22 protein-coding genes and 1 tRNA gene are annotated in these 26,604 nt (G+C 47.0%); 13 read left to right on the top strand and 10 right to left on the bottom strand.

The window, feature by feature from the left end; translation table 11 throughout:
* Positions 1-155 precede the first annotated feature (155 nt).
* The 3 genes from MKY75_RS15575 to MKY75_RS15565 form a co-directional block, all read right to left on the bottom strand.
* A complete protein-coding gene (locus tag MKY75_RS15575; protein ID WP_340885855.1) occupies positions 156-1,115 on the bottom strand; it encodes an AEC family transporter in 960 nt (319 codons plus the stop codon).
* A 99-nt stretch (positions 1,116-1,214) separates the two neighbouring features.
* Positions 1,215-2,933, bottom strand: a complete 1,719-nt coding sequence (locus MKY75_RS15570) for an NAD-dependent malic enzyme (RefSeq protein WP_318627887.1) — start codon at positions 2,931-2,933, stop codon at positions 1,215-1,217.
* Positions 2,934-3,328: 395 nt separating this feature from the next.
* Positions 3,329-4,570 (bottom strand): nitrate/nitrite transporter, encoded by a 1,242-nt coding sequence (locus MKY75_RS15565; protein ID WP_340887096.1) that lies wholly within the window; start codon positions 4,568-4,570, stop codon positions 3,329-3,331.
* A 419-nt stretch (positions 4,571-4,989) separates the two neighbouring features.
* Here MKY75_RS15565 and nirB (MKY75_RS15560) point away from each other — a divergent pair, with 419 nt between their 5' ends.
* Entirely contained in the window at positions 4,990-7,164 is a 2,175-nt protein-coding gene (gene nirB / locus MKY75_RS15560) for a nitrite reductase large subunit NirB (RefSeq protein ID WP_340885853.1), read from the top strand.
* 81 nt (positions 7,165-7,245) lie between these two features.
* Positions 7,246-9,426 carry an assimilatory nitrate reductase catalytic subunit NasC gene (nasC, locus tag MKY75_RS15555; RefSeq protein WP_340885851.1) on the top strand — a complete coding sequence of 727 codons (2,181 nt, stop codon included), beginning with the start codon at positions 7,246-7,248 and terminating at the stop codon, positions 9,424-9,426.
* 125 nt (positions 9,427-9,551) lie between these two features.
* Here the strand turns inward: nasC and MKY75_RS15550 are convergent, their stop codons facing one another.
* Positions 9,552-10,625 carry an anthranilate phosphoribosyltransferase gene (locus MKY75_RS15550; RefSeq protein ID WP_029517670.1) on the bottom strand — a complete coding sequence of 358 codons (1,074 nt, stop codon included), beginning with the start codon at positions 10,623-10,625 and terminating at the stop codon, positions 9,552-9,554.
* Positions 10,626-10,644: 19 nt separating this feature from the next.
* The gene (locus MKY75_RS15545) at positions 10,645-11,247 is read right to left on the bottom strand and encodes an ANTAR domain-containing response regulator (protein ID WP_029517669.1); all 603 of its coding nucleotides are present in this window, start codon (positions 11,245-11,247) and stop codon (positions 10,645-10,647) included.
* A 445-nt stretch (positions 11,248-11,692) separates the two neighbouring features.
* On the opposite strand from MKY75_RS15545, the gene nirB (MKY75_RS15540) reads away from it, so the two are divergent.
* Entirely contained in the window at positions 11,693-14,125 is a 2,433-nt protein-coding gene (gene nirB, locus MKY75_RS15540; RefSeq protein WP_340885850.1) for a nitrite reductase large subunit NirB, read from the top strand.
* A 12-nt stretch (positions 14,126-14,137) separates the two neighbouring features.
* On the top strand, positions 14,138-14,467 hold the full coding sequence (nirD, locus tag MKY75_RS15535) for a nitrite reductase small subunit NirD (protein WP_029517667.1): 330 nt from the start codon (positions 14,138-14,140) through the stop codon (positions 14,465-14,467).
* 249 nt (positions 14,468-14,716) lie between these two features.
* Here the strand turns inward: nirD and MKY75_RS15530 are convergent.
* A tRNA-Val gene (locus MKY75_RS15530) sits at positions 14,717-14,788 on the bottom strand.
* Between the two features lie 142 nt (positions 14,789-14,930).
* Here MKY75_RS15530 and MKY75_RS15525 point away from each other — a divergent pair.
* Positions 14,931-15,374 (top strand): GNAT family N-acetyltransferase, encoded by a 444-nt coding sequence (locus MKY75_RS15525; protein WP_029517666.1) that lies wholly within the window; start codon positions 14,931-14,933, stop codon positions 15,372-15,374.
* Positions 15,375-15,461: 87 nt separating this feature from the next.
* Positions 15,462-15,698 carry a DUF3892 domain-containing protein gene (locus tag MKY75_RS15520; RefSeq protein WP_069010570.1) on the top strand — a complete coding sequence of 79 codons (237 nt, stop codon included), beginning with the start codon at positions 15,462-15,464 and terminating at the stop codon, positions 15,696-15,698.
* Positions 15,699-15,806: 108 nt separating this feature from the next.
* Here the strand turns inward: MKY75_RS15520 and MKY75_RS15515 are convergent, their stop codons facing one another.
* Complete coding sequence (locus tag MKY75_RS15515) at positions 15,807-16,565, bottom strand: MBL fold metallo-hydrolase (protein ID WP_340885848.1); 759 nt, start codon at positions 16,563-16,565, stop codon at positions 15,807-15,809.
* Between the two features lie 201 nt (positions 16,566-16,766).
* Between MKY75_RS15515 and MKY75_RS15510 the strand changes: the two genes are divergently transcribed.
* Together MKY75_RS15510 and MKY75_RS15505 are read left to right on the top strand one after the other, a co-directional pair.
* On the top strand, positions 16,767-17,324 hold the full coding sequence (locus tag MKY75_RS15510) for a hypothetical protein (RefSeq protein ID WP_013310940.1): 558 nt from the start codon (positions 16,767-16,769) through the stop codon (positions 17,322-17,324).
* 79 nt (positions 17,325-17,403) lie between these two features.
* On the top strand, positions 17,404-17,709 hold the full coding sequence (locus MKY75_RS15505) for a DUF1292 domain-containing protein (protein WP_007431055.1): 306 nt from the start codon (positions 17,404-17,406) through the stop codon (positions 17,707-17,709).
* Between the two features lie 110 nt (positions 17,710-17,819).
* On the opposite strand, the gene MKY75_RS15500 is transcribed toward MKY75_RS15505, so the two are convergent.
* Complete coding sequence (locus tag MKY75_RS15500) at positions 17,820-19,295, bottom strand: aminotransferase class I/II-fold pyridoxal phosphate-dependent enzyme (RefSeq protein ID WP_307346627.1); 1,476 nt, start codon at positions 19,293-19,295, stop codon at positions 17,820-17,822.
* Positions 19,296-19,482: 187 nt separating this feature from the next.
* On the opposite strand from MKY75_RS15500, the gene MKY75_RS15495 reads away from it, so the two are divergent.
* Positions 19,483-20,766 carry an MFS transporter gene (locus tag MKY75_RS15495; RefSeq protein ID WP_340885846.1) on the top strand — a complete coding sequence of 428 codons (1,284 nt, stop codon included), beginning with the start codon at positions 19,483-19,485 and terminating at the stop codon, positions 20,764-20,766.
* A 25-nt stretch (positions 20,767-20,791) separates the two neighbouring features.
* Here MKY75_RS15495 and MKY75_RS15490 read toward each other — a convergent pair whose 3' ends face one another.
* A complete protein-coding gene (locus MKY75_RS15490) occupies positions 20,792-21,424 on the bottom strand; it encodes a YktB family protein (protein ID WP_340885844.1) in 633 nt (210 codons plus the stop codon).
* Positions 21,425-21,703: 279 nt separating this feature from the next.
* Between MKY75_RS15490 and MKY75_RS15485 the strand changes: the two genes are divergently transcribed.
* Both MKY75_RS15485 and gndA read left to right on the top strand, forming a co-directional pair.
* Positions 21,704-22,303, top strand: a complete 600-nt coding sequence (locus tag MKY75_RS15485; protein ID WP_039270817.1) for a hypothetical protein — start codon at positions 21,704-21,706, stop codon at positions 22,301-22,303.
* A gap of 173 nt (positions 22,304-22,476) precedes the next feature.
* Entirely contained in the window at positions 22,477-23,883 is a 1,407-nt protein-coding gene (gene gndA / locus MKY75_RS15480; protein WP_307346611.1) for an NADP-dependent phosphogluconate dehydrogenase, read from the top strand.
* Between the two features lie 248 nt (positions 23,884-24,131).
* Here gndA and MKY75_RS15475 read toward each other — a convergent pair whose 3' ends face one another.
* The gene (locus MKY75_RS15475; RefSeq protein WP_010345522.1) at positions 24,132-24,437 is read right to left on the bottom strand and encodes a rhodanese-like domain-containing protein; all 306 of its coding nucleotides are present in this window, start codon (positions 24,435-24,437) and stop codon (positions 24,132-24,134) included.
* A 269-nt stretch (positions 24,438-24,706) separates the two neighbouring features.
* Here MKY75_RS15475 and aroA point away from each other — a divergent pair, with 269 nt between their 5' ends.
* Complete coding sequence (aroA, locus tag MKY75_RS15470; RefSeq protein ID WP_165150279.1) at positions 24,707-25,999, top strand: 3-phosphoshikimate 1-carboxyvinyltransferase; 1,293 nt, start codon at positions 24,707-24,709, stop codon at positions 25,997-25,999.
* A gap of 33 nt (positions 26,000-26,032) precedes the next feature.
* Positions 26,033-26,467 carry a CoA-binding protein gene (locus tag MKY75_RS15465; RefSeq protein ID WP_029517656.1) on the top strand — a complete coding sequence of 145 codons (435 nt, stop codon included), beginning with the start codon at positions 26,033-26,035 and terminating at the stop codon, positions 26,465-26,467.
* Positions 26,468-26,604: the final 137 nt, after the last annotated feature.

Raw genomic sequence — 26,604 nt, 5'->3', positions numbered from 1 at the left:
CAAACTGGATTTATGTTGTTTTTCCAACTCAATTCTTACTAAATCACTTTATTGTTCAGACAATATTTAAAAAATAAGATAAATGAGGACAAACGGGTTTGCTTTACACCTATAAATACCTGGATTGCATTGAGGGTTCTTAACTTTTCTGTCCCTTATAAAAGAAGTGAAATGAGCAAGGGTAGTGAAATGAGCGATAAGACTGAGCTAATAACAAATGCAGATGCAGCTTCCGTTTCCAGTGTTTCATAACGGGTAGCAATCATAGCGGCCACAGCCGAGCCGGGAAAAGCGACAAGCAGTACGGCTTTGCTTACATCTTCATGGGATAGTCCTATCAGAACAGCAATACCGAGCATAACAATAGGCATTACGATGGCTTTCAGCACAGCAATGCTAAGTGCTTTTGGACTGAACGTAATCTTCTTGATACCAATGGTTACCCCGATGGCAAATAGGGCTGTACCGGCAGTAACATTGCCGATTTGATCAAACATGGATTGTAAAAGTTTCGGAGCGTGGAATCCACATAGAGTCAATATGACACCAAACAAAGGTACGCAGGCAAGTGGCTCGCTGAGTCCATGAAGGACTGATTTCATAGTGACTTTAAATAAGTTGCCTTTAGTGCCGTCGGATTCTGTTGTTTTGCGCTGGCCGACCGTTCCCAAAATACTTGCAAGCGGATCAAGAATGGCATTAACGACGATCCCGGTAATCGCAATCGGGATGGCGACTGACGCACTTCCGAACAAGCTGCCCAGAACCGGAATTCCCATGAATGCAAAAGAAGGCTGTGTTGAATTCAATGCGAACATGGAGGATTCAGTCAGGCCTTTTTTGGCAATTAAGCGATAAACAATGAGCAATACAATATAAAAGCCGATTACACCAAGTAGCAAAGCCACAAGAAAGGGCCACTTTTGAATCAACGTCTCTCTTGGTGTCGTCGTAATCCCAATAAACAAATGTGCGGGTAGAGCAAACTTCGTCACGAGTGTATTTAATCCCTTAGAAGAAGCGGGGTTAAAAGCTTTAAACAATCCTGCGAAATAACCAATTAAAATGACAAAGAAAATAGGAATTAAGATAATAAAAATATGACCTGTAGCCATGATGTCGCCTCCAATGAAGATGTCCGCCAAAAATGGCGGACATCAGTTAAATAATCACTTTGCGTATGCAAGTATAAATTTGATGTTGTTCGCTATTTTTTAAACCAGGACCGCTTCCTGACCATATTGTTTGATGGGTTTATATTTACAGTCCCACATCGCATCTCGAACTGCTTGTGCGATATCGTCCGGTTGATGACGCGCTACTCCATCCTGAACTGCTGCCTTGGCCACAGCCACGGCTACCGCTTCAGATACTTCGCGTAATTCATTGATTTTTGGCAGCAGGGAAGCACCAGGCTGCGACAAATCCACCATTTGAGCTACTGCATGGGCAGCTGCAGCAAACATGCTATCTGTTATGATTTTGGATTTTACCACGATTGCGCCAAGACCAAGACCCGGGAACACGAAAGCATTGTTGGATTGCCCAATTTCAAACTTAATATTGTTATAGATCACCGGCTCAAAAGGACTTCCTGTTGCAATCAGGGCTTTTCCTTCGGTCCAGTGGATCAAATCTTGCGGAGTTGCTTCTGCAAGTGGAGTCGGGTTGGACATAGGCATAATTATAGGACGTTCTGTATGTTTGGCCATTTCTTTAACGATTTCCTCACTAAATGCCCCACTAACACCGGAAGTACCAATCATAATCGTCGGTTTCACGCGGCGAATGACTTCAAGCAGAGGGATTTTTCCATCTTCAGCATGTTCCCAGTCACGGCATTCTGCAGCATCACGCGCATAAGGAACCTGAAATGGAAAAAGTCCTTCTGTTTCGTTGGTAAGCAGGCCACGGTAATCATAAGCCCAGAAGTTACGTCTTGCTTCTGCTTCTGACAGTCCTTCCAGCATCATGGCGGCGCTAATTTGGTCTGCATTGCCGATTCCGGCAGCTCCTGGACCAAAGACTAGAACCCGATGCTTGCTCAGTGGGATTCCGGACAATTGAACACCGGACATCACACCTGCGAGTGTAACCGCTCCAGTACCCTGAATGTCGTCATTAAAAGTCAAAATACTATTTCCGTATTTATTGATAATGTTCCGTGCATTGACATTGCCCAAATCTTCCCAGTGCAGCAGAGCATTCGGGAAAAAGGAAAGTGCAGCCTGAACATAAGTGTCAATAAATTGATCATATTGTTCTCCACGTACACGTTTGTGACGATTCCCCATATATAAAGGATCTTCCAATAGCTTCTCGTTGTTTGTACCTGCATCAAGAACAACTGCCAGCACCCGGCTAGGATCTATACCAGCAGCAGCTGTATACACAGCAAGCTTACCAATAGAGATATTAATACCTCCGACTCCCCAGTCCCCGATTCCCAAAATACTCTCGGAATCTGTGGCTACGATCAGGTCGATATCATCAGGGTCCAGGTTCAAATTCTTAAAAGCCTCTTCGATACCCGCCAGATTATCAATAGATAAATACATACCACCGGGCTTGTGATATTCATGACTGTATTCCTGTATAGCCTGGCCTACTGTTGGTGTATAAACAATCGGGAGCATTTCGCTTAGGTGCTCAGAGAGCAAACGATAATAAAGGACCGTATTGCGATTAAAAAGATCATTTAACGCAACATTTTTACGCAAATTATCCGGTTGGCTCTGAAATTGCTCGTAAACCCGTTGAACCTGCTCCTCAATAGTTAATATCGTAGGAGGAAGGAGACCGTCAAGTCCAAGTTGTTTCCGTTCTTCCAAGGTAAAAGCCACTCCTTTATTCAGCAGTGGGTTGGCAAGTAGATCTTTTCCGGTTAATTTGGTTTCGATAGATCCGTCTTCCGTAAAATGAAAAGCACGCATTTTTAATTCCTTCTTTCTAGAAAATTACATTTAGTTCATCCTTGAACAATTCGTGAACAAGTATACGCCTTATTTTAAACCAAGTGAACAAGTATGTTGTGTGAAAAATGGTTATATAAGTGTTTACATAAGAGAAATTATGAAAATGAAAGCGATTTTCAATGTTTTTAAATGAAAATTTCATTTAATTTTCATAATATTTTCGGAAAATATTGATCTAATGTGATGTTTATCATAGTTTTTATAGGTGTGATTCGATTGAGTGTGCATAAAAAATAGCTTAACTTCATTTTATATAAACGAAGTTAAGCCATTTTTTGGGCTATAGGGATGTTTGAGGAACAATTCAATGCTTCGCAGCTTTATATTTTTCGCAGCTTTATATTTAATGAATATCAGGCATTTAATTCTCCAATGCGATTGACGGCTTCATCAGTAGCTGTAGCAGAGCGTCGCATCCAGCTGTTACGCCATTTCAATTGCATTATGATGACGAGGGTAAAGGCACAGAACGTAAGTAGGCTCAGACAGATGAAGCCCGGCATATAGGAACCCGTTGATTTGTACAGATGACCCAGTATAAGAGGGAGAAAGTACCCGCCTATGCCACCAGCAGCGCCGACGATGCCGGTCATGAGCCCGATTTCGTTGCCGAAGCGCTGCGGCACGAGCTGGAATACAGAGCCGTTGCCAGCGCCAAGGCACATCATGCCTACGAACAGCAGCACAACTACCACGGTAAGTGGCGGTAAAAACGCAATGCCGGCGAGCATAATCCCGGCCCCCGCATACAAGTACATTAGCATGCGTGAACCACCAATCCGATCGGATAAAAAGCCACCTACAGGACGAAAAAAGCTTCCGGCAATCACACAAACGGTTGCAAAATCGGCGGCATGTACCGCGGAGAGGCCATACTGGGTATTGAAGAAAATAGTCAAATAATTAGAAAGGCCAACGAATCCGCCAAACGTCACGCAATAAAAGGCACAGAATACCCAGGCATCCCTCTGTTTGAGCACCGAAGCATATTGCGACAGATTTTTTGGTGCCGGGCGGTGAGGGCTGTTGCGGGCAAAAATACTGAACAGAATGAAGACGATTAAGATGGGGAGGATGGCCAATCCGAAAACGGCTTCCCAACTGCCAAAATGTTGAGCAATGCGGTTGGCGAACAAAGTCGCAAGGACGGTACCACTATTACCGGCTCCGGCAATTCCCATAGCCAAGCCTTGATGCTCTTTGGGGTACCATTGACCGGCTAACGGCAGCGCAGCTGCAAATGAAGCTCCAGCTACGCCCAGGAGTAGGGCAACAACGTATAATTGCTCCAGCGAATCAACCCACAGCCAGCCGAGCAAAAGCGGGATGATCGTGACAAGCATACCAATCTGTCCTGTGAGCTTGGGACCGATATAATCCGACATGAATCCGAGCACGAGCCGCAGCAGGGAACCACCGAGTATGGGTAGAGCGACAAGATTGGCTTTTTGTACAGGGTCCATTGGATAATCATTGGCAATTACAACGGCCAACGGTCCGATCATCCCCCATATCATAAAACTGATATCAAAATACAGAAAGGAACCAAATAAGGTGGGCTTGTGTCCGCTTTTCCAGAAACTTTTTTTGTTCATTCTCCATCTCTCCTGTTCTAATTGTTGTTCTTTGTCTGCAAAATGTAATTTGAACATGAAAAGCCGCAAATCGCCCCTACATGGTATCTAGGAAACGGTTTGCGGCTTCATTGCCGTGGTTGACACACTTCATTGTGAGTCGACTTGGTATGATCACGTTGGAGTGATTTTAATTCAAATTATAAAAAAGGATCTATTGTATGTCAATATACATAACACAAATGCGAGAAAAAAATTAAATAAAAGGTGAAAATATAGTTTTCATGTATTGAATGTTGACATGACATTCTCAATTCAGTAATCTTAGATACATATCGGCACAACGATGTGCCGACTTTTACGGCAACGGTGCCCTTTTCCATTGAATGGAGAAGGGCTTTTTCTGTCTTATTTTATTCTGAGAATGGGGCTGGTTTAACATGATGAAAAAACTGGTCGTCGTCGGCAATGGTATGGCAGGCATCAAATGTGTGGAGGAAATACTCAATTTGGAGCCAGAGCGGTTCCAAATCACGATATTTGGTGCAGAGCCCCGTCCCGGGTACAACCGAGTGCTCCTGTCCAAAATGCTTCAGGAGGAGAGCTCATTTAAACATATCGTTACCCATGACTGGGACTGGTATGAAGAGAACGGGGTAAAGCTGTACGCGGGTGAACGCGTCTGTCGTATTGATGTTGCAACCGGGATGGTGGAAACGGAATCCGGCATGAAAGAACCTTATGACATGCTCATATTGGCAACGGGCTCATTACCTTTCATTCCGCCCATTCCTGGAGTGCGAAAACAGGGAGTAATTGCTTTTCGTGATGTGAATGATTGTGAAACCATGGCTAGATATGCCAAAACATACCGCAGGGCCACGGTTATCGGAGGGGGGCTGTTAGGACTTGAAGCTGCTCAAGGCCTGCTGAATCTAGGGATGGAAACTGAGGTTGTTCATAATGCGCAGTATCTTATGAACCGTCAGCTTGACCGGACGGCAGCTGTGCTTCTGCAGCGAAAGTTGGAGGAACAGGGCATGAGGTTTCATTTGGCGAAGGAAACGGTCAACATCATAGGCCGAAACAGGGCGCAAGGCTTGATGTTTGCGGACGGGAACAGGCTGGACACGGATTTGGTTGTGCTGGCGGTTGGTATCCGACCGAATATCGAATTAGCTCAGGACAGCGGTCTGACCGTAAACCGCGCCATTGTCGTGGATGATTATATGCGCACGAGTATTCCTGGTATTTATGCCGTCGGCGAATGTGCTGAGCACCGTGGGATTTCATACGGACTGGTGGCGCCGCTATATGAGCAGGGCAAAGTGCTGGCAAAAGTTATTTGTGGTCGTGAAACGGCTCCCTATGAAGGGACGGTTCCGTATGCGCAGCTCAAGGTAGCGGGGATCCATGTGTTTTCCGCAGGAGACATTCGCGATGAGGGAAACGAGACAGCGGTCATGGAATATAACGGAATGCTGGAGGTTTATAAAAAAGTGATGATGCGCGGCGGCGCTGTCACTGGCGCCATTTTGTACGGAGATACGGCGGAAAGTACCTCGCTGCTCGGAATGGTACGGCGCGGGGCGTCCGCTACAGAGCTTGCATCCCGGGATAACAGCCGGAGCAAAGCAGAGGATGCGGCAGCCGCACTGCCGGAAGAAGAAACGGTATGTGCGTGCAACGGCGTGAGTAAGGGAGCTATTTTGCGAGCGATTGCCACGGATAAGCTGAAGACGGTGGAAGAGGTGAAAAGCCGGACCAAAGCATCTGGTTCCTGTGGGGGCTGTCGGCCGCTGGTGGCTGCACTGGTCAAAAATAGTTTATCCCGATCCACAGATTCCGGACCTGTAGTTACTCCGACCGCCCAAGAAGTTGTCCCTGTGTGCGGATGTACGCATTACGATCATGATTCGCTTAAAACAGCTATGGTGGACGCAGCCTGTCAGACTCCAGGTGAAGTAGTATCCCGTCTCGGTTGGACCAGGCAGCAGGGGTGTGAATTGTGTCGTCCGGCTGTACTTTATTACTTGGAATCCCTTGGGTTGCGCGACAGATCTGCGACAAATCCATTAGGTGCTGGCGTTGCGGTTCAGGTCACACCGCAGTATGGAGGGGAGGCCTCTTCTACGGGTCTGCGCTTTACGAACCTAAATGCCGAGGATCGGTCTTTTGTTGAGTCGGACCTGATGGATCAGGCATTTGTAGAAGTAGCCTGGCTAAGAGAGCGGTTGGCAACTTTATGGGGAAGTCTCGCATTGCCAGCGTTAGTTACAGTTGCTATTTGTCCTGGATCGGCGTATCCCGGAGGTGTACTTGTCCACGATATTGGAATATCTCGTTCTCCAGCAGGCTGGGAGGTCTATGCCGGTGGCCATGCAGAGCATCCGGTTCGCCAGGGGCAGCTGCTTGGATTGGAGGAAGACCCGACAGAAGCGGTTCTGCTGACGGCAGCTTGCTTGCAAATATACCGACATAGTGCCCGGTATGGGGAAAAAATGTGGGAGTGGATGGAAAGGACTGGCGTTCTGGCATTACGGGAAAGTGTGCTTGACGCTGCTCTTCGAAGTGGACTGGCGGGTAGCCTGCGGACCACAATGCTGACAGGATGACGGGTTGAGTTGGAGTTGTGGCGAATTCTCTATCGTGCAGACGATAAAATTCCAAAAAATGGCGAAAGGGAGGTGGCTTTGATGTGTCAGTCAGGAGAAGGCAAACCGGAAGCTGGGCTACATGTACCGTCAGTAATGGATACGCAGTGCCCGTTTTGCAGCGTGCAATGTAAGATGACCGTTAGCACGGGTACAGAGACACTTGCGGGTATCATCCGTACAGTGTATAAGGCGGAAGGGAAGCCTAATGCAGCCTCGCAGGGTAGGTTGTGTATCAAAGGAATGAATGCGCATCAGCATGCGACTCATGCGGAAAGGCTGGTACAGCCCCTCATTCGCAAAGAGGGCCAACTGGTTCCCGTCAAGTGGGAGGAGGCGTTGGATACTATAGCTAGCAGGTTCTCTACGCTACTGTCCACACAGGGTCCTGATGCAATCGGAATTTACGGTGGAGGTTCACTCTCCAATGAAACGGCTTATTTACTCGGTAAATTTGCAAGAGTGGCTGTAGGTACGCGATATATCGACTATAACGGGCGCTTCTGCATGTCGGCAGCGGCATCCGCTGGCAGTAAAGTGTTTGGCGTTGATCGCGGACTGACCTGCAGACTTGCTGATATTCCGTTGGCTCGTTGTATTGTGCTTGCAGGTACGAATATCGCTGAATGTCAGCCAACGTTAATGCCTTATTTTTACCAAGCGAAGGAAAATGGTGCGTTTATCATCGTAATTGACCCGCGCGCGACACCAACGACGGCGGCCGCCGATTTGCATCTGCAAATCAAGCCGGGTATGGATGCTGTGTTGGCCAATGCCATGCTAAAGGTCATCGTGGACGAAGGATTTGCGAATGAAGAGTTTATCCGCAAGCGGACCAATGGCTATGACCAGCTGTTGACTCATTTGAAGGGTGTGGATCTGAGAGAATCGGCTGCGTTGTGCGGAATTGAGGTAGAAATGATCCAGCAGGCAGCACGTGCCTTTGGCAGTGTGGAGACTGGCATCGTTTTTACGGCCAGGGGTGTTGAACAGCAGACAGATGGACATATGGCGGTGCGTGCATTTCTTAATCTGGTGCTGGCCACTGGCAAGATTGGAAGGGAAGGATGCGGTTATGGAGCTATCACAGGTCAGGGAAACGGGCAAGGGGGGCGAGAGCACGGCCAAAAAGCTGACCAGCTTCCTGGTTACAGATCAATTGAGGATGAAGAAGATCGAGCCTATGTGGCATCCGTGTGGGGAGTGGAACCAAATAGTTTGCCGGGTAAGGGAGTGTCTGCTTATGAAATGATGGAGCTTGTCCATCAGAAAGAAATCCAAGCCTTGTTCGTGATGGGCTCTAATCCTGTAGTATCTAACCCGAATGTCCGGCTGGTGGAGAAAGCCCTCAAAAAGCTGAATCTGCTGGTTGTGGCGGATATGTTTCTCACGGAAACCGCGCGAATGGCTGACGTCGTTTTGCCTGTGACATCTTATTTGGAGAATATGGGGACGATGACCAATCTGGAGGGCCGCGTTCTGCTAAGGGAAGCGGCGAGGCCCGCACCAGGCGAGGCTAGAGATGACTGGAACATTTTGTGTCAGGTGGCTGCAAAGCTAAACAAGGGCGGCTATTTCTCGTACAGGGATGCCGAGCATATCTTTGAAGAACTGCGGCTCGCCAGCCGGGGCGGTCCTTCCGATTACTACGGGATCACATACGACAGGCTGCGTCGTGAAGAAGGAGTATATTGGCCATGCCCGTTTACGGACAGAGCCGGTATGGATACAATGTTTCGGGAAACCTTTGCCCATTCTGATCAAAAGGCTGTTTTTACGGTGGTTGAAAGCTGTGGAGCAGGAGAGGAGATATCAGAGGAGTACCCGCTTATTTTGACGAACGGCCGTGTACTGGCTCACTATTTGACCGGTGCACAAACGCGCAGAAGTCCGTCGCTGGCCGCGCGAGAGATTGAGAATTATGTGGAAATTCATCCGCGGACAGCGCGACGCTGGCACATCAGGGACGGGGAGTGGGTAGAAATAGCATCACAGCGCGGCAGCTTCACTGTCCGCAGCCGGATCAAACCACATATCCGCGAAGATACGCTCTTCGTGCCCATGCATTGGGGTGGGATACAAAATGTTAATCGGGCGACCCGCCCTGATCTTGATCCGTTCTGTCGGATGCCTGGCTTCAAAACGGCAGCTGTACGCATCCGTCCCCTTCATCTGGCTGCAGCCGCAACCAGTGCAGATAACGAGGAATGGTCGGAGTTCTAGAGCAGGACGGAGTAAGTGACTTTTTCTTTGCATAAAAGGCCAGCCCCCTTGTATGAGTGAGGGAGCTAGCCTTTTTGAGTTGGACAGTTTAGGGCTCGTAATCACAGACTGCGTGACGCCAGTAATTATAAATGCAATCGGGTTTCAGATCTGTCTGCTCCCGTTTTTATTTCTGTTCTGAGCATGGCTTCCCGCCAGTGACAATACAAACCCCAGGCGTGCCCATTTTCTAGCAGCGGTTTGCAGGTATACAAACCTTCCTCTATGGAGTCAACTCGCCCTGCAACGAACAGTCGGACCGCACTGTTGAGTAACACTTGATTCGAAAAGGCTAAAGAAGCTATGCCTTGTAGCACTTCCTCCGTAATGCGCAGTTGTTCAGCGGGGGTCCAGTTATGCTCTGGTACCACCGAATCCAGTCCGTACATTTCCGGATCAATAACCTGTAATGATACCTCGCCGTTAGCAAGCAGGTAAGTCCGGGTCGGCCGATCGATGAACAGATCCTCCGATCCTTCGCTCCCCTGGACGATCAGAGCTCTGTGGTAATTCAGATTTTGTATGAGTTTCGCCGTCTTTTCGAACACAGTATTGTGGAAAACGCCGAATACAATATATGGGGAAGAACCGTAATCAACCAGTTTCTCGGCAGTATTCAGCACTGTGCGAAGCCCCAGTTCTTCGCGAATGGGCCGCATATCTCGCAGGGGCACACACCACTGTTCGGAGGCTACGAACAGTACACCAGTCAGCTTCGCGGCATGAACGGCGATTTCACGCGTCATGTTCCGGGGCGTTACTCCCATTTCCTGCAATAAAAGCGGGAGCGTAACACCCCATTTGGGAGGGAGGGGTGCACTACCATGCATCGTTACAGGAATTCCGCATGAGGCGAGTAGAAAGGCCGTTGCGAAGGTGGCAATAAATGAAGACTTCCTGCCATCATACGGACCGGCGAAATCAATACCTTTATGCATCGGGTAGCGATGGGTATATTTACGGCAGACGTTTACGAATGCTTCCAGCTCGCCAACACTCTCCATTTTAATGCGCTCCGCGGCAAAGAAAGCTCCGATTTGAGCAGGGGTTGCTGACTGGGTCATAATAAGTTCGGCAGCAGCTTCGGCTTCGGCGTAATTCAGATCCCGGGCGCCCCTTTTGCCACGACCCACTTCTTTTAATATTTCTATGATATTCATGTTCAGGCCCCTTTCAGATTTATGCTTTTAGCATTTGCTGTGCTTTGACGATGGAAATTGCCACATCAACGATACGTTTGCGTTCGTTCATTGCTTTTTTCCGCAGCACATCATATGCTTCCGCTTCCGGGATACCGTTTACTTCTCCAAGTATTCCTTTCGCCATATCAATCCATTTGCGTTCTTCCAACCGAGCGGTCAGTTGCTTGCGTTCACTTTGCCAGTGCTGGCGTTCAAAAAAGCGTTTGGCACTAAAATGAAGAGCCCAATTCAGCTCATGGGCTGCCATAGAAGGGGTTAGAATGCCATCAACAGTGACATCAGCTTCACAAGCCTCTGTCGATGATAACGCTGATTCTGCGCTGCACCACCAGAGCAACGGGACTGCTTTGGCTTGCTCCAGCCTGCCACCCCACATGCTGATCGTGCCGACAGGCATGTCTAGTACCGCCGCATCTGCATTAAGGATTAGCTGTTTGATTTCAGATTCATTGCGGCAGGGCAGAGTTAGGTATCCGTTGGATTCTAAAAGGTTTTCAGGTCCTGCCTGCCATGAGGAAACGGCGTGTGTCTGCTCAGATACATGGTCAGAATGTAAGTGAATTACCAACAAGGAACGCAAGCGGGCTCCTCCTCTCTGTAATATGAAGGGTAGTTAGCGATGGGGATGGTATTCATTGATAACAAATATGACATTGGATTTTATCCGTTTGCTTTATTTTTCCACCATCATCAAGTTAAAACGGACTTTTAAACCATTTTGGCGTGTTTTGGTCTGAAAATCAATCCTAATTTTGTAGGGGAGTGATATTTTATACGTCATAGACATGTTACATGGTGATAAAATATAATTTTTTATAAGTTAATGCGTAAGGAATGTTGACATATCATTTGAACCATTATATATTAGCTACAATACTTTTTAATTCCATACTCTGATGGATACAACGGCGTATTCGATGAAACGGCAATGGAGCCTGTTTTCTCATGTGGGGGATATTTTGAATCCCCATATGTGAAGCGGGCTTTTTATGTTTTGAGGATACAAATGGAAAGGGAGTGACCTGATGAACAATATCCAAAAGTTAGTGTTGATCGGCAACGGAATGGCGGGGATACGCACTCTCGAACATTTGCTGAAGCTTGCACCAGGTAGCTATGAGATTACGGTATTCGGGGCCGAGCCCCATCCAAACTATAACCGGATCATGCTGTCTTCCGTTCTGGCGGGAGGGGCTGGTTTGCAGGATATTGTCATCAACGACTGGAGTTGGTATGAAGACAACAATATTCGATTGTATACCAATGATCCTGTCACAGCTATCGACACGGAAAAGCAGCAGGTGACATCACGCTCCGGCGTATGCATCTCTTATGATTTGTTGTTGTTGGCAACGGGGTCTAAAGCCTTTATTCTGCCGCTTCCAGGGGCCGACAAGGATGGTGTTATCGGTTTCCGGGATATTCGTGACTGTGAAACGATGATGGAGACGGCGAAGACGCACAAAAAAGCAGCCGTCATCGGTGGCGGATTGCTTGGACTAGAGGCAGCCAGGGGGCTGCTTAACTTGGGGATGGACGTCACAGTTATCCATATTAACGGATATATTATGGATCGGCAGCTGGATGAGGCTGCTTCCCTTATGCTACGGCGCGAGCTGGAAGAGCAGGGAATGACATTTCTGGTCAATAAGCGGACGGCGGCTATAACAGGACGTCGCCGCGTGGAAGGGTTGAAATTTGCCGATGGCAGCGAGTTGGAAGCGGATCTGATCGTTATGGCGGTAGGCATCAAACCAGACATTGAACTGGCGGTGTCGGCGGGAATCCCTGTAAACCGCGGGATCATCGTAAATGATCACATGGAAACGAATATCCCCGGCATCTACGCCGTTGGAGAATGTGCAGAACACCGGGGAATCACTTACGGGCTGGTTGCTCCATTATATGAGCAAGGTGGTGTACTGGCTCAGCGACTCGCGGGAATGGAGACTCCCGGCTACAGTGGTTCAGTTACCTCGACAAGGTTGAAGGTATCGGGTGTCGACGTGTTTTCAGCAGGGGATTACAAGGATGAACCGGGAACACGTTCCCTGCGGTATCAGGATGATATTGGTAGCGTCTACAAAAAAATCGTAATCAAGGAAGAAAAACTGATCGGAGCCGTTCTGTTTGGGGATACGTCTGACGGAGCCATGCTGTTTTCGTTGATCAAAAGTGGCGAGTCGGTGGTTGGCCGAGAGAAAGAGTTATTACTTGGCTTCAATCCTGGTCAACCAGAAGCTAGTGGCTCCATGATGCTGGAGCAGATGCCTGATGACGAAATTGTATGTGGATGTAATGGTGTATCCAAGGGTGACATTGGAGAGGCGGTTGCGGCTGGCTGCCGGAGTGTCGGGGAGATTAAGGCATGCACAAAAGCATCGGCCTCATGTGGCGGCTGCAAGCCATTAGTGGAGGGACTCTTACAGCTATACGCAGGCGCAGAAGCCGGAGAAACGATGAAAGAGGGTATTTGTAGTTGTACGACGCTTGACCGGGAAGCGATCATTGATGGCATTCGGGAGATGGGATTAAAGAGTGTCAAAGAAGTGATGAATGTGCTGGGATGGAACGAACCGGAAGGTTGCACTAAATGTCGGCCGGCCCTCAATTATTATCTAGGTATGCTATGGCCACTGGATTATGAAGATGAGAAGGAATCCAGATTTACGAATGAACGGTACCATGCCAATATACAAAAAGATGGCACCTATTCTGTCGTGCCCCGCATTTATGGAGGAGTTACTTCACCTGCCGACCTGAAGAAAATTGCTGCTGTCGCGGAGAAATACAATGTGCCTCTGGTTAAATTTACGGGTGGTCAACGTCTTGACCTGCTTGGTGTGAAAAAAGAGGATTTGCCAGGGATCTGGGCCGAGTTGGATATGCCGTCTGGATATGCCTATGGAAAGACGCTGCGAACGGTTAAGACGTGTGTAGGTAATACCTTTTGCCGCTTTGGCACGCAGGATGCTATGGGGATGGGCATCCGGTTGGAAAAGGCATTTGAACGTCTGAATGCTCCATCCAAAGTCAAACTGGCTGTGTCCGGTTGCCCGCGTAACTGCGCTGAAGCGACGATCAAGGATTTGGGCGTCGTTGCTATTGACGGTGGCTGGGGGATCTACGTTGGAGGTAACGGGGGTATCAAGGTTCGGGCAGCTGAACTACTTTGTACCGTTAGAACCGAGGATGAAGTGATGGAATGGACCGGTGCCTATCTGCAGTATTATCGTGAGCAGGCCAATTGGAACGAACGCACAGCCCATTGGTTGGAACGGGTCGGAGTGGAATCCATCAAACAGGTACTTTCGGATGCAGAGACGAGGAAGCAACTGGTGACCAGAATTGAAGAGACATTAAGCACGACGACTGATCCGTGGCACGAAATTATTCACAACGAAGAGCTGCGCAAAAATTTTGTGCAGCTGCCGGAACTTAAGCCAGTAATGGAATAGGGGGCTGACAAAATGGAGACCAATACGACAACCAACAGAATCAGAATAGCTAATTTGAACGAAATTGACCGACGTGGAGCAAGGACAGTTCGCATTCATGATACAGAAATAGCTGTATTCCGTCTGAGCGATGGCAGCGTGCATGCACTTGAGAATCGTTGTCCGCACAAAGGGGGACGGTTATCCGAAGGAATGATATGTGGCTCAGCAATCCATTGTCCGCTCCATGACTGGAAAGTTGACCTTTCCACTGGCCGGGTGCAAGAGCCAGATACTGGATGTGTGACTGCTTACCCGACGGAGATTGACGGTGAGAGCGGGGCGGTTTATATCGTAATCTAAGAGTTCTATGCGTATTGTGCTGAGGTCCTGTTTTTTTTCTTCTATATAAATAGAAGGATTAAGGTGAAAAGCTTTGCTGAAGAAAAAATGACATTGTTAAATTACAACGATCTGAGTATACAGAAAAGTCGACCCTATCTTTCCGGGCGGCTTTTTTATCTTATAAGTATCATTTTGATTAAAAAACAGGATAACTGGATTTATCTCTAGACAAACAAAAAAGCCTTGAATATCAAGGCTTTTGACGAATAGGACGGATGGGGATCGAACCCATGACCCTTACCCTGTCAAGATAATGCTCTCCCGCTGAGCTACCGTCCTTCGGTTATTAGATAATATCATGTATTAACCATATATGTAAAGTGAAAAAATAGAAGTCAGCCTGTACTTCATGACCATTTATATATATAATTCGAATTTAGTGAGTTTACAAATTTGGAGTTAATGATAGGGGGAACAGGTGATGGCCGCAGAAATTATAAGTGTAACAACAGAGGAGCAGCTACAGGAGGCAATATCGATCCGTACCAAAGTGTTTGTCGATGAGCAAAAGGTTCCTCTCGATTTAGAAATTGACCATTATGACAAGCTGGGAGATACGGCCCATCATTTGCTAATTTGTGAACATGGTGAAATGGTGGCCACTGGTCGGTTGACATACTATGAGGAAGATACAGCTAAAATGCAACGTATTGCCGTTCTCAAGGAGCATCGTGCCGCAGGCTATGGACGTGTATTACTGCTAGCACTGGAGGAACGTGCACGTGAATTGGGGTTAAGATACTCGTTGCTAGATGCCCAATGTCAAGCCGAGAAGTTTTACGAAAAGCTTGGCTACGAGACGATCTCCGATGAACCTTTTGACGATGCGGGAATACCGCATGTTCGTATGCGCAAAAAGTTGTAGTCGGCAGCGCAAGGTGCATACAAATCTGTACAATGCGCATGCTAGTAAAAGTTCCTCCACTATACTATGGATAAGGAGCGATACAGCATGGCTAATACAGAACGGGAGCAAATTACAGCAGTACGTAAAAACGGGGATGGCGACCTTATGTCTTTTCAGACATCTACCGGTCGGATTTTAGATTATAGCCAGGCTTTGAATGAGATTGAGACAGGCTCAATTGCAGGCGTTAACGTTTTCAAGGCCAAGGATGGCAGCAAACGAATTCGGGGAGATGCCGACGGAGATCCTTCTAATAACCTGGATCAACTGCCATTGTTCTGACCTTAACTCGCAACACTAGCATTATATTTAAGAACAGCAAGCCGCCTGGCTTTCCTACAAAGGATAACCAGGCGGCTTTTTGTTAATTGTTAAGCTGTATTTAGCATGCTACTCTGCACGTTCCAACTCTGCAAGTTGATATAATCGTTGCTGTTCCAGAAAGGACATGACGCCAGCTTTATCCCTGAATTGTTCCATATCATCACTATAGTGCATCAGACGAATCAACTCTTGAAGAGATGGCGCCAAGCTTAGCAGCTCGTTCAACGTCGTATGGACTTCTCCGGCACCTTGTAATTGAACCTCATGCAGAATACTCCGACATCCTCGTTCATGCACCAGATGATGAAGCAAATCAGGGTCAAAAACCATATCTGCACTATAAAAAAGTCGGTCATTTATGAATAAGGAATAACTGTTTTTACCAGGAATATGCCGTGTAGGGATCAGCTCCACCTGGATACCGGATACTAATGTAGTGGGCACACCAAGCGTTATTACGTTTACCTCGAATACATCTTCAAGCTTTTCAATCATACCCTGCTGTGACATCCCGCCCTTGAGTGTATGCTCCCATAAAGGGTGGATTAGGGGTTCGGCGATATAAAGTAGAGGCTTGCGACGATGGAGAATGTTCATTTGAAAACCGAATTCCTCCAAACCTCCGACATGATCTGCGTGAATATGTGTGATTAAAATGGCGTCAATATCAGGCAAAGGAACGCGCATTTGGTGTAATGCTAACGAAGCGGTTGTACCACAATCGATTAGCAGTTTGCCTTCTCCGCTGTCCAGCAGCGCGTTGTTGTTGTAATAATGTTTGGCAAAGGCACTGCCTGTGCCAAGCATTTGTATCGTTAGGCTCATTATGGATTTATCCTCCAGACTTTGTGTACTAGGACATTCTACAGTCGTATTTTACCACCTATGCTGCTGGAACTAAAGATTTGGCTCCTTCTGTAAAAACTTTGGACAATTTGTGAAACACAGCGCAACTTGTGCGGCTGAGCTAGGTATAAATGTACGACAGAAGGTTTTTAACAGATGACGATGGAGGGATTAGTAGTGATGAAATGGAGAAGAGTGATGGCCCTAATGATGGCCTTTTCAATAATGGGAGGGACCGCCATTTCGGCGGAATCCGCCAAGGACCAAGTGCAGTTGATTATTAATGGAGAGGTGTCAAAAGATGGTGCAGTTGTCATTGATGGGAAGACCTATGTGCCCATCCGTGATTTTAACGGACTTGTAAATTTTGATCCATCCGGTGGAAAAGTTGTTTTCGACCAGCCTAACGTGCATATGTTCCTGTTCAAGGGAGATACTGTGTTTGGTAACGTGAATAAAGGCAATAAAGTGAAATTTAATGTATTTAGTCAAATTGATACCTTGAAAACAGATATCTCCGGAGTGAAGGTAGCGATCACCGACCCTTCGGGCAACGTGAAGGATATTCAGTCCCAAGATATCAAAGGAGCACAAAAGGATAACTTCTGGTTCCGTACGAACGACTTTACGTATGATTTCAAAACAGCAGGGAATTACCGGGTTGGTTTCTATATTAAAGAGAGCAAAGACGGCAGCTATACCTTGGTGTCCGAAAAAGTCATTACAGCGATAAATTAGGCATACCACAAATTGACCTGCACCCTTGATCATGTTACGATACGGGGGAAAATAAAACAATTTGAAGGTAGGTATTTCCATGAGTGATCACAAACATGAACACGGTGAAGCCTGCAACCACGATCATGACCACGAACATGAAGAAATGGTTCTTACGCTAACTGATGAAAATGGTAAAGATGTAGAAATGGTGCTGGTAGAGACCTTTGATGTAGAAGATCACGTTTATGCTCTTCTGCTTGAGCGAGGCAATCCCGAAGCGGATGGCATTATTCTTCGTATGGAAGAAGAAAACGAAGAAATGGTGCTTTACAATATTGAGGACGAAGATGAGTGGAAACGTGTAGAAGCTGCATATAGCGAGCTTGTTGCCCAATACGAATAGAATTGGAAATAGCAGCTGTTATAAGCTCTTCAAGAAAAAAAAGCCCCCAAATAGGGGCTTTTTTTGTTAACTATCAACATATTTTGTAAGCATGTGTTGTCCGATCAATATTATGAAATAGCGTCAGTCTCGACGATAACCTTCACCTGATGTACTGTTCGGTCCTCAGGTCCTTTAACAGGCAGGCCTACTTCTACATGATCAACAATATAATCAATATTGTCCTGCGAAATAACTTCTCCTGGCAGTAAGATCGGAATACCCGGTGGATACACATAAATGAATTCTGCAATAATGCGACCAGCAGATTCCTTGAAGGGCACGATTTCCGTATCTCCATAAAAAGCGTCTCTTGGAATGAGGGAGAGCTGAGGGATATCTGGTATCTTTACAACCAGCTCATGCTCCTGACCTGTGGAATAGTGCAGAGAAGCCAGCTCACGCAGAGCTTTCAACAAAATTTCAATTTCCTCTTTGGTATCCCCAGGGGTCACCAAACAAAGAATATTGTACATATCGCTAAGTTCAACCTCGATATTATAGTGATCTCTCAGCCAATTTTCCACATCGTATCCGGTAAGGCCCAAATGGCGGATATGAACCGTAATTTTGGTTGGATCATAATCGTAGGTAGCTTCCGTGCCGAGAATTTCACTACCAAAGCAATATAGCCCTTCAATCTTGTTAACCTCTGAGCGGCAATATTCAGCCAAATCAAGGGCGCGTTGTGCTATTTCATGACCGTTAAGGGCCAGATTACGTCGGGATGTGTCTAACGAAGCCAACAGAATATACGAAGTCGACGTTGTTGTCAGCATACTGAAAATCGTTTGTACACGCTGCGGATTAACGAATCCGTTTTTCGTATTTACATTCAGGATTGAGCTTTGAGTCAAGGAACCACCCAGCTTGTGAACGCTTGTAGCTGACATGTCTGCTCCCGCCTCCATGGCGGACATCGGTAGATCAGAGTGAAAATGAATCAGTACTCCATGAGCCTCATCGACCAGGACCGGCACATTATAGCTGTGAGCGAGATCTACAATTTCCTTCAAATCGGCGCACACACCGTAATATGTCGGGTTGATAACAAGGACGCCCTTGGCGTCAGGGTGGCGTTCCAATGCCCGGCGTACGGACTTGGTTGTAACCCCGTGGTGAATACCGAGATTCTCATCACTGACTGGAGAAATAAACACCGGCTTCGCACCAGCGAAGATAATGGCAGACATTATAGATTTGTGTATGTTTCGGGGTACAATAATTTTATCACCAGGCACGCAAATCGACATAATCATGGTGATGATGGCTCCGCTTGTCCCCTGTACACTGTAATACGTATAATCAGCTCCGAAGGCCTCTGCTGCAAGCTTTTGAGCTTCTTCGATGACGCCTGATGGCTGATGCAGATCGTCCAATGGAGCGATGTTGATCATATCTATGGAAAAGGCATTATCCCCCATAAATTCGCGAAATTCCGAATCTGCTCCCACTCCCTTTTTATGACCTGGGATGTGAAATTGAACCGGGTTGCTCTGAGCATGCTTTTTCAAAGCAGTAAAAAGCGGGGTGTTGCTTTGATTCATTAGTGTTGTCACAACCTTTCGTGCAGGATTTCGACAATCCTGTGCAAGTGATAATAGAACAAAATTGAGTATAGCAGTTTAAAGTAGGAATGCAAGCGATTGAGGGCGCATTTATTTGCGAAAGAGTGGAGTAGGCGGAGAACCCGGTCTTTATAGCCAAAAAATGAAGGTGGAGGATGTGGATTAGATGAGACAAAGAGGACGAAAAAAAGCTCCGCAGCGGTTGTGGGTTCCTTTCTTTACTAAATTATGGGTTTTGGTATTTCTGGTCGAATTTATGAAAGGATCACTTCTGGTATCCATCCTGCCGGTATATATGGGAGGAACGCTTGGTTTGTCGGCCGGGATTATTGGTTTGGCCTTTTCACTTCAGTATTTTGGAGACAACGCGTTTCGGGCACCGGCGGGCTGGATGGCTGAACGACTCGGCTACCGTGGAACGATGTCGACCGCGCTGTTGTTTACGCTTGTAGCGATTATTATGCTGAGCGTACTGACAGAGCCTGTGTGGCTCGTCGTCGCGTGTCTGCTGCTCGGTCTAGGTACTTCTCCGCTCTGGCCTTGTGTTATGACCGGAACGACTGAAATGTCCGGGCCTAATAACAGCAATGGCGCGGCGATGGGTACACTGGAAATTGCGTCTATGGGCGGAACAGGATTGGGCCCGCTCATTATGAACTTCGCCATATCCCACTATGGACATTCTTACGGCATGGTGTTCATGATGTTGATAGGATGCAGTATTGTGTTGTTGTTGGTTGCTCTCATGCTGCCAGGACCGAAAAGGTCTGCTGACAAAGTTGACCTCGAACAGAGCGCTCTAGTGTCGTCTGATGGGTACATAAAGCAGAAGCGGGGGATTCTAAGGGGAATCCAAGAGACGATCGGCGTACTCAAAACAAAGCTTAACGTCAATCCGTTAATTTACCCGGCGCTGTTTTTGCAGTCTTTTGTTATCGGTTTGATCAGCCCAGTACTTACGCTATACGCTCGGACGGACCTTGGGATTTCACCGAACCTGTACAGCGTGCTCCTGATTGCAGGCGGTGGGGTGACTGTGCTGGCACTGATCCCTTGCGGCAAATTGGTCGACCGACTTGGAACGGAGTATTTTCTACATGTTGGCTTTTTGTTAGCCGGAATTACGCTGTTTTTCTTCTCAATCGTTCGATCTATTCCGCTGGTGTTTGTATCCGTAGCGCTTATTGGTTTGGGATATGCGCTCATTTTGCCTGCATGGAACACGTTTCTTGCCCGACTGATTCCGGAAAACGAGCGAGCAACGGTATGGGGCTTTTTTTTAACACTTCAAGGCTCCGGCATGGTTATAGGCCCGCTCGTTTCAGGAGTGCTATGGGACCGTGCTGGACACACAGCTCCATTTATCATCAGTGGGGTCGTGATGCTGCTCATGTTTGGCTGCCACTTGGCTCTGGCGCGGAATCCACGCAGGAAGACTGTGGAGGCCTGAACAGCGCCTTGAAAAGCAGCGAGGGCTACTCTTTCGAGAAAGACATTCGGTACAGCGGCAGCAAATGCTCAAAGGTGGAACGCACCGTCTGCAGCAATGCTGCTCCGTCACTGGCGAGAGGGTCATTACGATCAATACGGAGCCCACACATGACCTCGGCTTTTTTTACCTGTTGCAGCTTTTGGATGATCGTTTGAAACTCTTCAGTGTCCATGTGGTGCTGTTCTGTACCTTCTGGAGCCATATGATCCATGGACCAGTAAAAATGGCCCGGTATGTTAGAGCGCACATCGCTCAGGTTGGCTTCAAGCGCCTGGGCAAACGTTATTTTATTGGGACTTTCATAAATGACTGCGAATATGACGAAAATATGGGAAGCAAACATACCTACCTCGAAATGGGGCAACGCCTTATACCCGCGTTTATTTGCCGCCCAGGCTACCCATGTATCTATCGGGGGATTGACTTTGCGTCGTGCATGCTTGGCAACGTGAACATGCATAGGCTCCCCACATAAATCTGTTAGAAATGGAGCTAATTCCTCGCCAATCGCTTCCAGCTTGGGCCGAATCTGCTGAATCAGCACTTCCATACGAGGCTCCAACCCCGGTATTTCAAAAACATCGAAGTCCTTTGCAGTAAATCCACTAAATGTCATTCCTTTTCCTCCTGTAAATGGGTTAAGCCATGTCGTGTGGCGTAATATGTCCGATTATAGCATAATGTCAGCGGGCTTGACCGACTTTAGGCCAGGCTCGGTACAAGCATATAAGGCAAAAGTAGGATTGTGCGCTGTTACTCATAAAAATAGGTCAAATAACCAAGTACCCTTACATAAAATGAAGTATAAAATAGAGCAAGGGAAGATCAAGCGGGAAAGCCGCAGGCTTGCTGTAGCCGGACTTCTTGAATCGGACTTGAAAAAGGAGGGAATGCCGTGAACAAGGGCTGTGAGGTAGAATATTGCAATCTAGAGCTCCGGTTTAGCCGTCGGCATATCCATAATCTGATCAAGGATTTGATATCGGAAGGGTATTCGCTGTACTGGAGCGAGGATGAGTCGTATCTGGTTTTGTCGGTGAGAACCGGGCGCAAGCTGGTGAAGCTCCGTTTTCAACAATTGCGCACAGGACACTACAAGCTGGCTGGAGATTATGTAATTCGCGATGCCAAGCTGGCTGAGTGGCTGGAGAAGCTGATTGGAAGCACCCGGGGCCATGCCATTGTCAAAAGAGTCAAGGACCATCATATTTTAGTAGAAAATATTTTGTTTGGTGAGGTCATTCGTCTGGTCGAGGTTACAGGCTTTAAGCAGCGTGTTATTTATCAGAAGGGACCGGTGCTGTCAGCACAGGAAATGGAGGATATGTACGCTTCCAATGAAGGAGAAACCCGACTGCTGCTGCTTAAAATGGAAGTGGACGATGCATTGGAGAAGCTGTTCACAGCGATGACAGATGGAGATAAGGCTGAAATCGGGAATTGCCATGAGCGCCTGCAAACGCTATCCCACCAACTGCTGATGATGGAAGCGTAGTACATCTGAACACCTCATGTAAATGGGGTGTTTTCATCTGTGAATAGACAGGGGTTCACTTCTTACACCAAAAACGTTAAAATAGAAGTGCACGTATTCCGATTCACATAAAGTGTAATGCGGTAAAGCGGCGATATAGAAGACAAAATATGTTGCAAAGGATGAGGAACCAGATGGCAAAACAGCAAATTGGTGTGATCGGCCTGGCGGTAATGGGTAAGAATTTAGCCCTTAATATTGAGAGCAGAGGCTTCACTGTCTCGGTTTTTAATCGTTCTCCAGAAAAAACGCACGATCTTATCAAAGAAGCAGAAGGTAAAAAACTGACGGGTACTTTCTCCATTGAAGAATTTGTGAACTCATTGGAATCGCCCCGTAAAATCCTGATCATGGTTCAAGCTGGTAAAGCTACAGATGCCACGATTGAACAGCTTGTGCCTCATCTGGACAAGGGCGACATTATTATAGACGGAGGCAATGCCTACTTCCCTGATACACAGCGCCGCAGCAAGGAGCTGGAGGAAAAAGGACTTCGCTTTATTGGTACAGGCGTGTCCGGTGGTGAAGAAGGTGCCTTGAATGGTCCTGCGATCATGCCGGGTGGACAAGAAAGTGCCTATAAACTGGTAGAGCCGATTCTAACGGCAATCTCTGCTAAAGTGGAAGGCGACCCATGCTGTACATATATCGGTCCCGACGGTGCTGGTCACTATGTAAAAATGGTGCACAACGGTATCGAGTACGGTGACATGCAATTGATCGGTGAAGCGTATCACCTGTTAAAATCAGTTCTAAACGTGAATGCAGAAGAGCTGCATGAAATCTTCACGGAATGGAATAAAGGGGAACTGGACAGCTACCTGATCGAAATTACAGCTGATATCTTCTCCCAGTATGATAAAGAAACAGGCAAGCCTATGGTAGATGTGATCTTGGATGCTGCTGGTCAAAAAGGTACTGGTAAATGGACAAGCCAAAGCGCTTTGGATCTGGGTGTGCCATTGTCCATGATTACTGAATCTGTATTTTCCCGCTTCTTGTCTGCTATGAAAGACGAGCGCATTGCGGCAAGCAAAGTGCTGAGCGGTCCTAATGCTGAGTCCTTCAGCGGCGACAAGAAAGAATTTATCGAAAGCGTACGTAAAGCACTGTTTGCAAGTAAAATTGTGTCCTATGCTCAAGGTTTTGCTCAAATGCGTGCAGCTTCCGATGAATATGATTGGGATTTGAAATACGGAAAAATCGCTATGATCTTCCGCGGCGGTTGCATTATCCGCTCGCAATTCCTGCAAAATATCAAGGATGCATATGACCGCGATCCTGCCTTGAAAAACCTGTTGTTGGATTCTTACTTCAAAAATGTAGTTGAAACGTATCAAGATGCATGGCGTCAAGTGATTTCCGTGGCTGTATCCCAAGGTATTCCAGTGCCTGGTTTCTCCAGCGCGCTTGCATACTATGACAGCTACCGCACTGAGCGTTTGCCAGCAAATCTGTTGCAAGCACAACGTGACTACTTCGGTGCCCATACGTTCAAACGTGTGGACAAAGAAGGCGTATTCCATCATCAATGGTTCTAATGAACGGATGGATATGCATGAATAGCATTATGTAGTACAACGGAAGCTTTTTTGCCCTATGGGTAGAAGAAGCTTCCGTTTTTTAATTTATAATTATGGATACGATTATGATGGCAGTAGAGGATTGTGTAATCTTTTGACGCTATGGTATGATAGGGACAAAATATTTTAATGCATTACCGCGTCTAAGCTTTGAGTTAAAACAAAAGAGACGGGAAGGTTCCCGTCTCTTTTGTGAAGTAGGTATTCTATTGCTCCTGTGACCATTGCAGCATGCCGCCAGTCATGTTAGTACAGCCTTCATAACCTAGCTGCTGTAGATATTCGCAGGCTCGTTCACTGCGATAACCGCTCCGGCAAATAAAGATAATTTCACCGGTGCGTTCAATTTCTTCAAGACGACCCGGAAGCTGTCCGAGCGGAATGTGCTTGGCACCTTCAATCATGCCTTCCGCTACTTCTTCCGCTTCGCGGACGTCAATTAGTTGCAATTGCTCTCCTGCTTGCAGACGTGCGCGCAACTCAGAAGGTTCAATCAGGGCGATTTGCGTCATGGCCGGACCTCTTTTCTGATATATAATGGGTGCTACGTATGTTTTTGGCGTGTGCAAAATGTCACACACACTCTATGTATGATAGCTAAGCTATCTCTTGGATGTCAATCGGCTTAATCTTGAAGGCGGGTATAGATTAATTAACCGACGGGATTCACTCGGGCGACCTAGATTAATATTTCTTATTTTTTTGGGTGGAGAAATGAATGCTACAACTTGTATAATTAACGTATAATAGGATGGTTGAACCGAAAAGGAGCATGTACATTATGGATGTTATCGTTAGACCTACCCCTTCCTTGCAAGGAGAGATTGGGGCCCTGTCCTCTAAAAACTACACTACTCGTTATCTGCTCACTGCGGCACTTGCTGAGGGACAAAGTACCATTTATTATCCTGCCCATAGTGAAGACAGTGATGCTATGCGTCGTTGTATCGCCGATCTGGGTGCAGTACTGGAAGAGGATGATGAAAAAATAGTTATTACAGGTTTTGGTAGCCATCCTCAAGCTGTGAAGGAATTGAATGTGGGAAATGCAGGAGCGGTGCTCCGTTTTTTGATGGGTATTGCATCTCTATGTCCGGATGTTACATTTGTTAATACATATCCCGACTCATTGGGCAAAAGACCACATGATGATCTAATCGATGCACTGGGGCAATTGGGTGTGAAAGTAGACCATCGTGAAGGTAAGTTGCCAATTCGTATTCAGGGTGGTCAGGCGAAAGGCGGTAAAATTCAGGTGTCCGGCTCGGTTAGCTCACAATATTTGAGCGCCCTGCTATTCCTTACGCCTTTACTGGAGGAAGACAGTGAAATCGAAGTGCTGCATGATTTGAAATCCAAGGTGGTCATTGGGCAGACTCTGGAGGTATTGCAAGAGGCTGGTATTATCATTCATGCAAGCGATGATTACATGTTTTTCCGTGTCCCGGGACGGCAATCCTATCAGCCACGTACGTATACGGTACAGGGAGACTATCCAGGGAGTGCAGCGGTGCTGGCGGCTGCTGCAGTAACGAATTCCGATGTTACCATCCATCGTCTTAAGGAGCAGAGCAAACAGGGAGAACGCGCTATCGTAGATGTGCTGCGCATGATGGAAGTACCACTGACACATGAGAACGATACCGTCGTTGTGAAGGGCAATGGTCGATTGAAAGCAGTCGAATTTGACGGTGATGCTGCAACAGACGCTGTGCTTGCAATGGTGGCTGCGGCTGTATTTGCTGAAGGCACGTCCCGTTTTTATAACGTGGAAAATTTACGATATAAGGAATGTGACCGCATTACCGATTATTTGAATGAGCTGACCAAGGCTGGAGCTCAGGTAGAAGAACGCCAAGCGGAAATTATCGTACATGGCAGACCGGAGGGTGTCGAAGGTGGCGTGGAAATTAATGCGCATTTTGATCACCGTGTTATTATGGCCTTGACGATTGTTGGTTTGCGCGCACAGAAGCCGTTAGTGATTAAGGACGCACATCATGTCGCCAAATCGTATCCGCAGTATTTTGACCATCTAACGACGCTTGGTGCTTCTGTAGAATGGGTAAAATAAAAACAAACGAAGATGCGAATAGGAGGGAACAGGATGGCTTTTGAAAATCCGTCGAGAGAAGAGATTAAAACCATTTTGGAACAAGTAGGCAATATAGCGGTTGTTGGTTTGTCTGATAAATCAGATCGAACTTCTTATATGGTTTCTTATGCCATGCAGAAGCGGGGATACCGGATTATTCCGGTTAACCCTGCAGCGGCAGGGCAAACGATCCTTGGGGAGACTTGTTATGCCAGTCTTGCTGAAGTACCTGAGCCTGTGGAGCTGGTCAATGTATTCCGCCGCAGTGAATACTGTGCAGAGGTTGCGCGTGAAGCAGCTGCTATTGGAGCTAAGGTTTTGTGGCTTCAACAGGGAATTATAAGCCAGGAAGCCGCTGACATTGCGCAGGAGCATGGAATGACGGTTATTATGGATCGTTGCATTAAGGTGGAGGACTCAGTGACCCAGGCTGTGCGTAAAGGATAAACATGGATCAGTAATCTGTGCTATACGCAGATGAATAAAAACCTTCTTCCCTTGCTTCACAGGGTTGAAGGTTTTTGGTGCGAAATGAGGAATATGGTACAGTATATTATCCTCTCAGGAATTCATATAATGTATGT

The organism is Paenibacillus sp. FSL L8-0663 (assembly GCF_038008125.1).
Classification (GTDB): Bacteria; Bacillota; Bacilli; order Paenibacillales; family Paenibacillaceae; genus Paenibacillus; species Paenibacillus polymyxa_D.
This window is presented reverse-complemented; position numbering and strand designations above follow the sequence as displayed.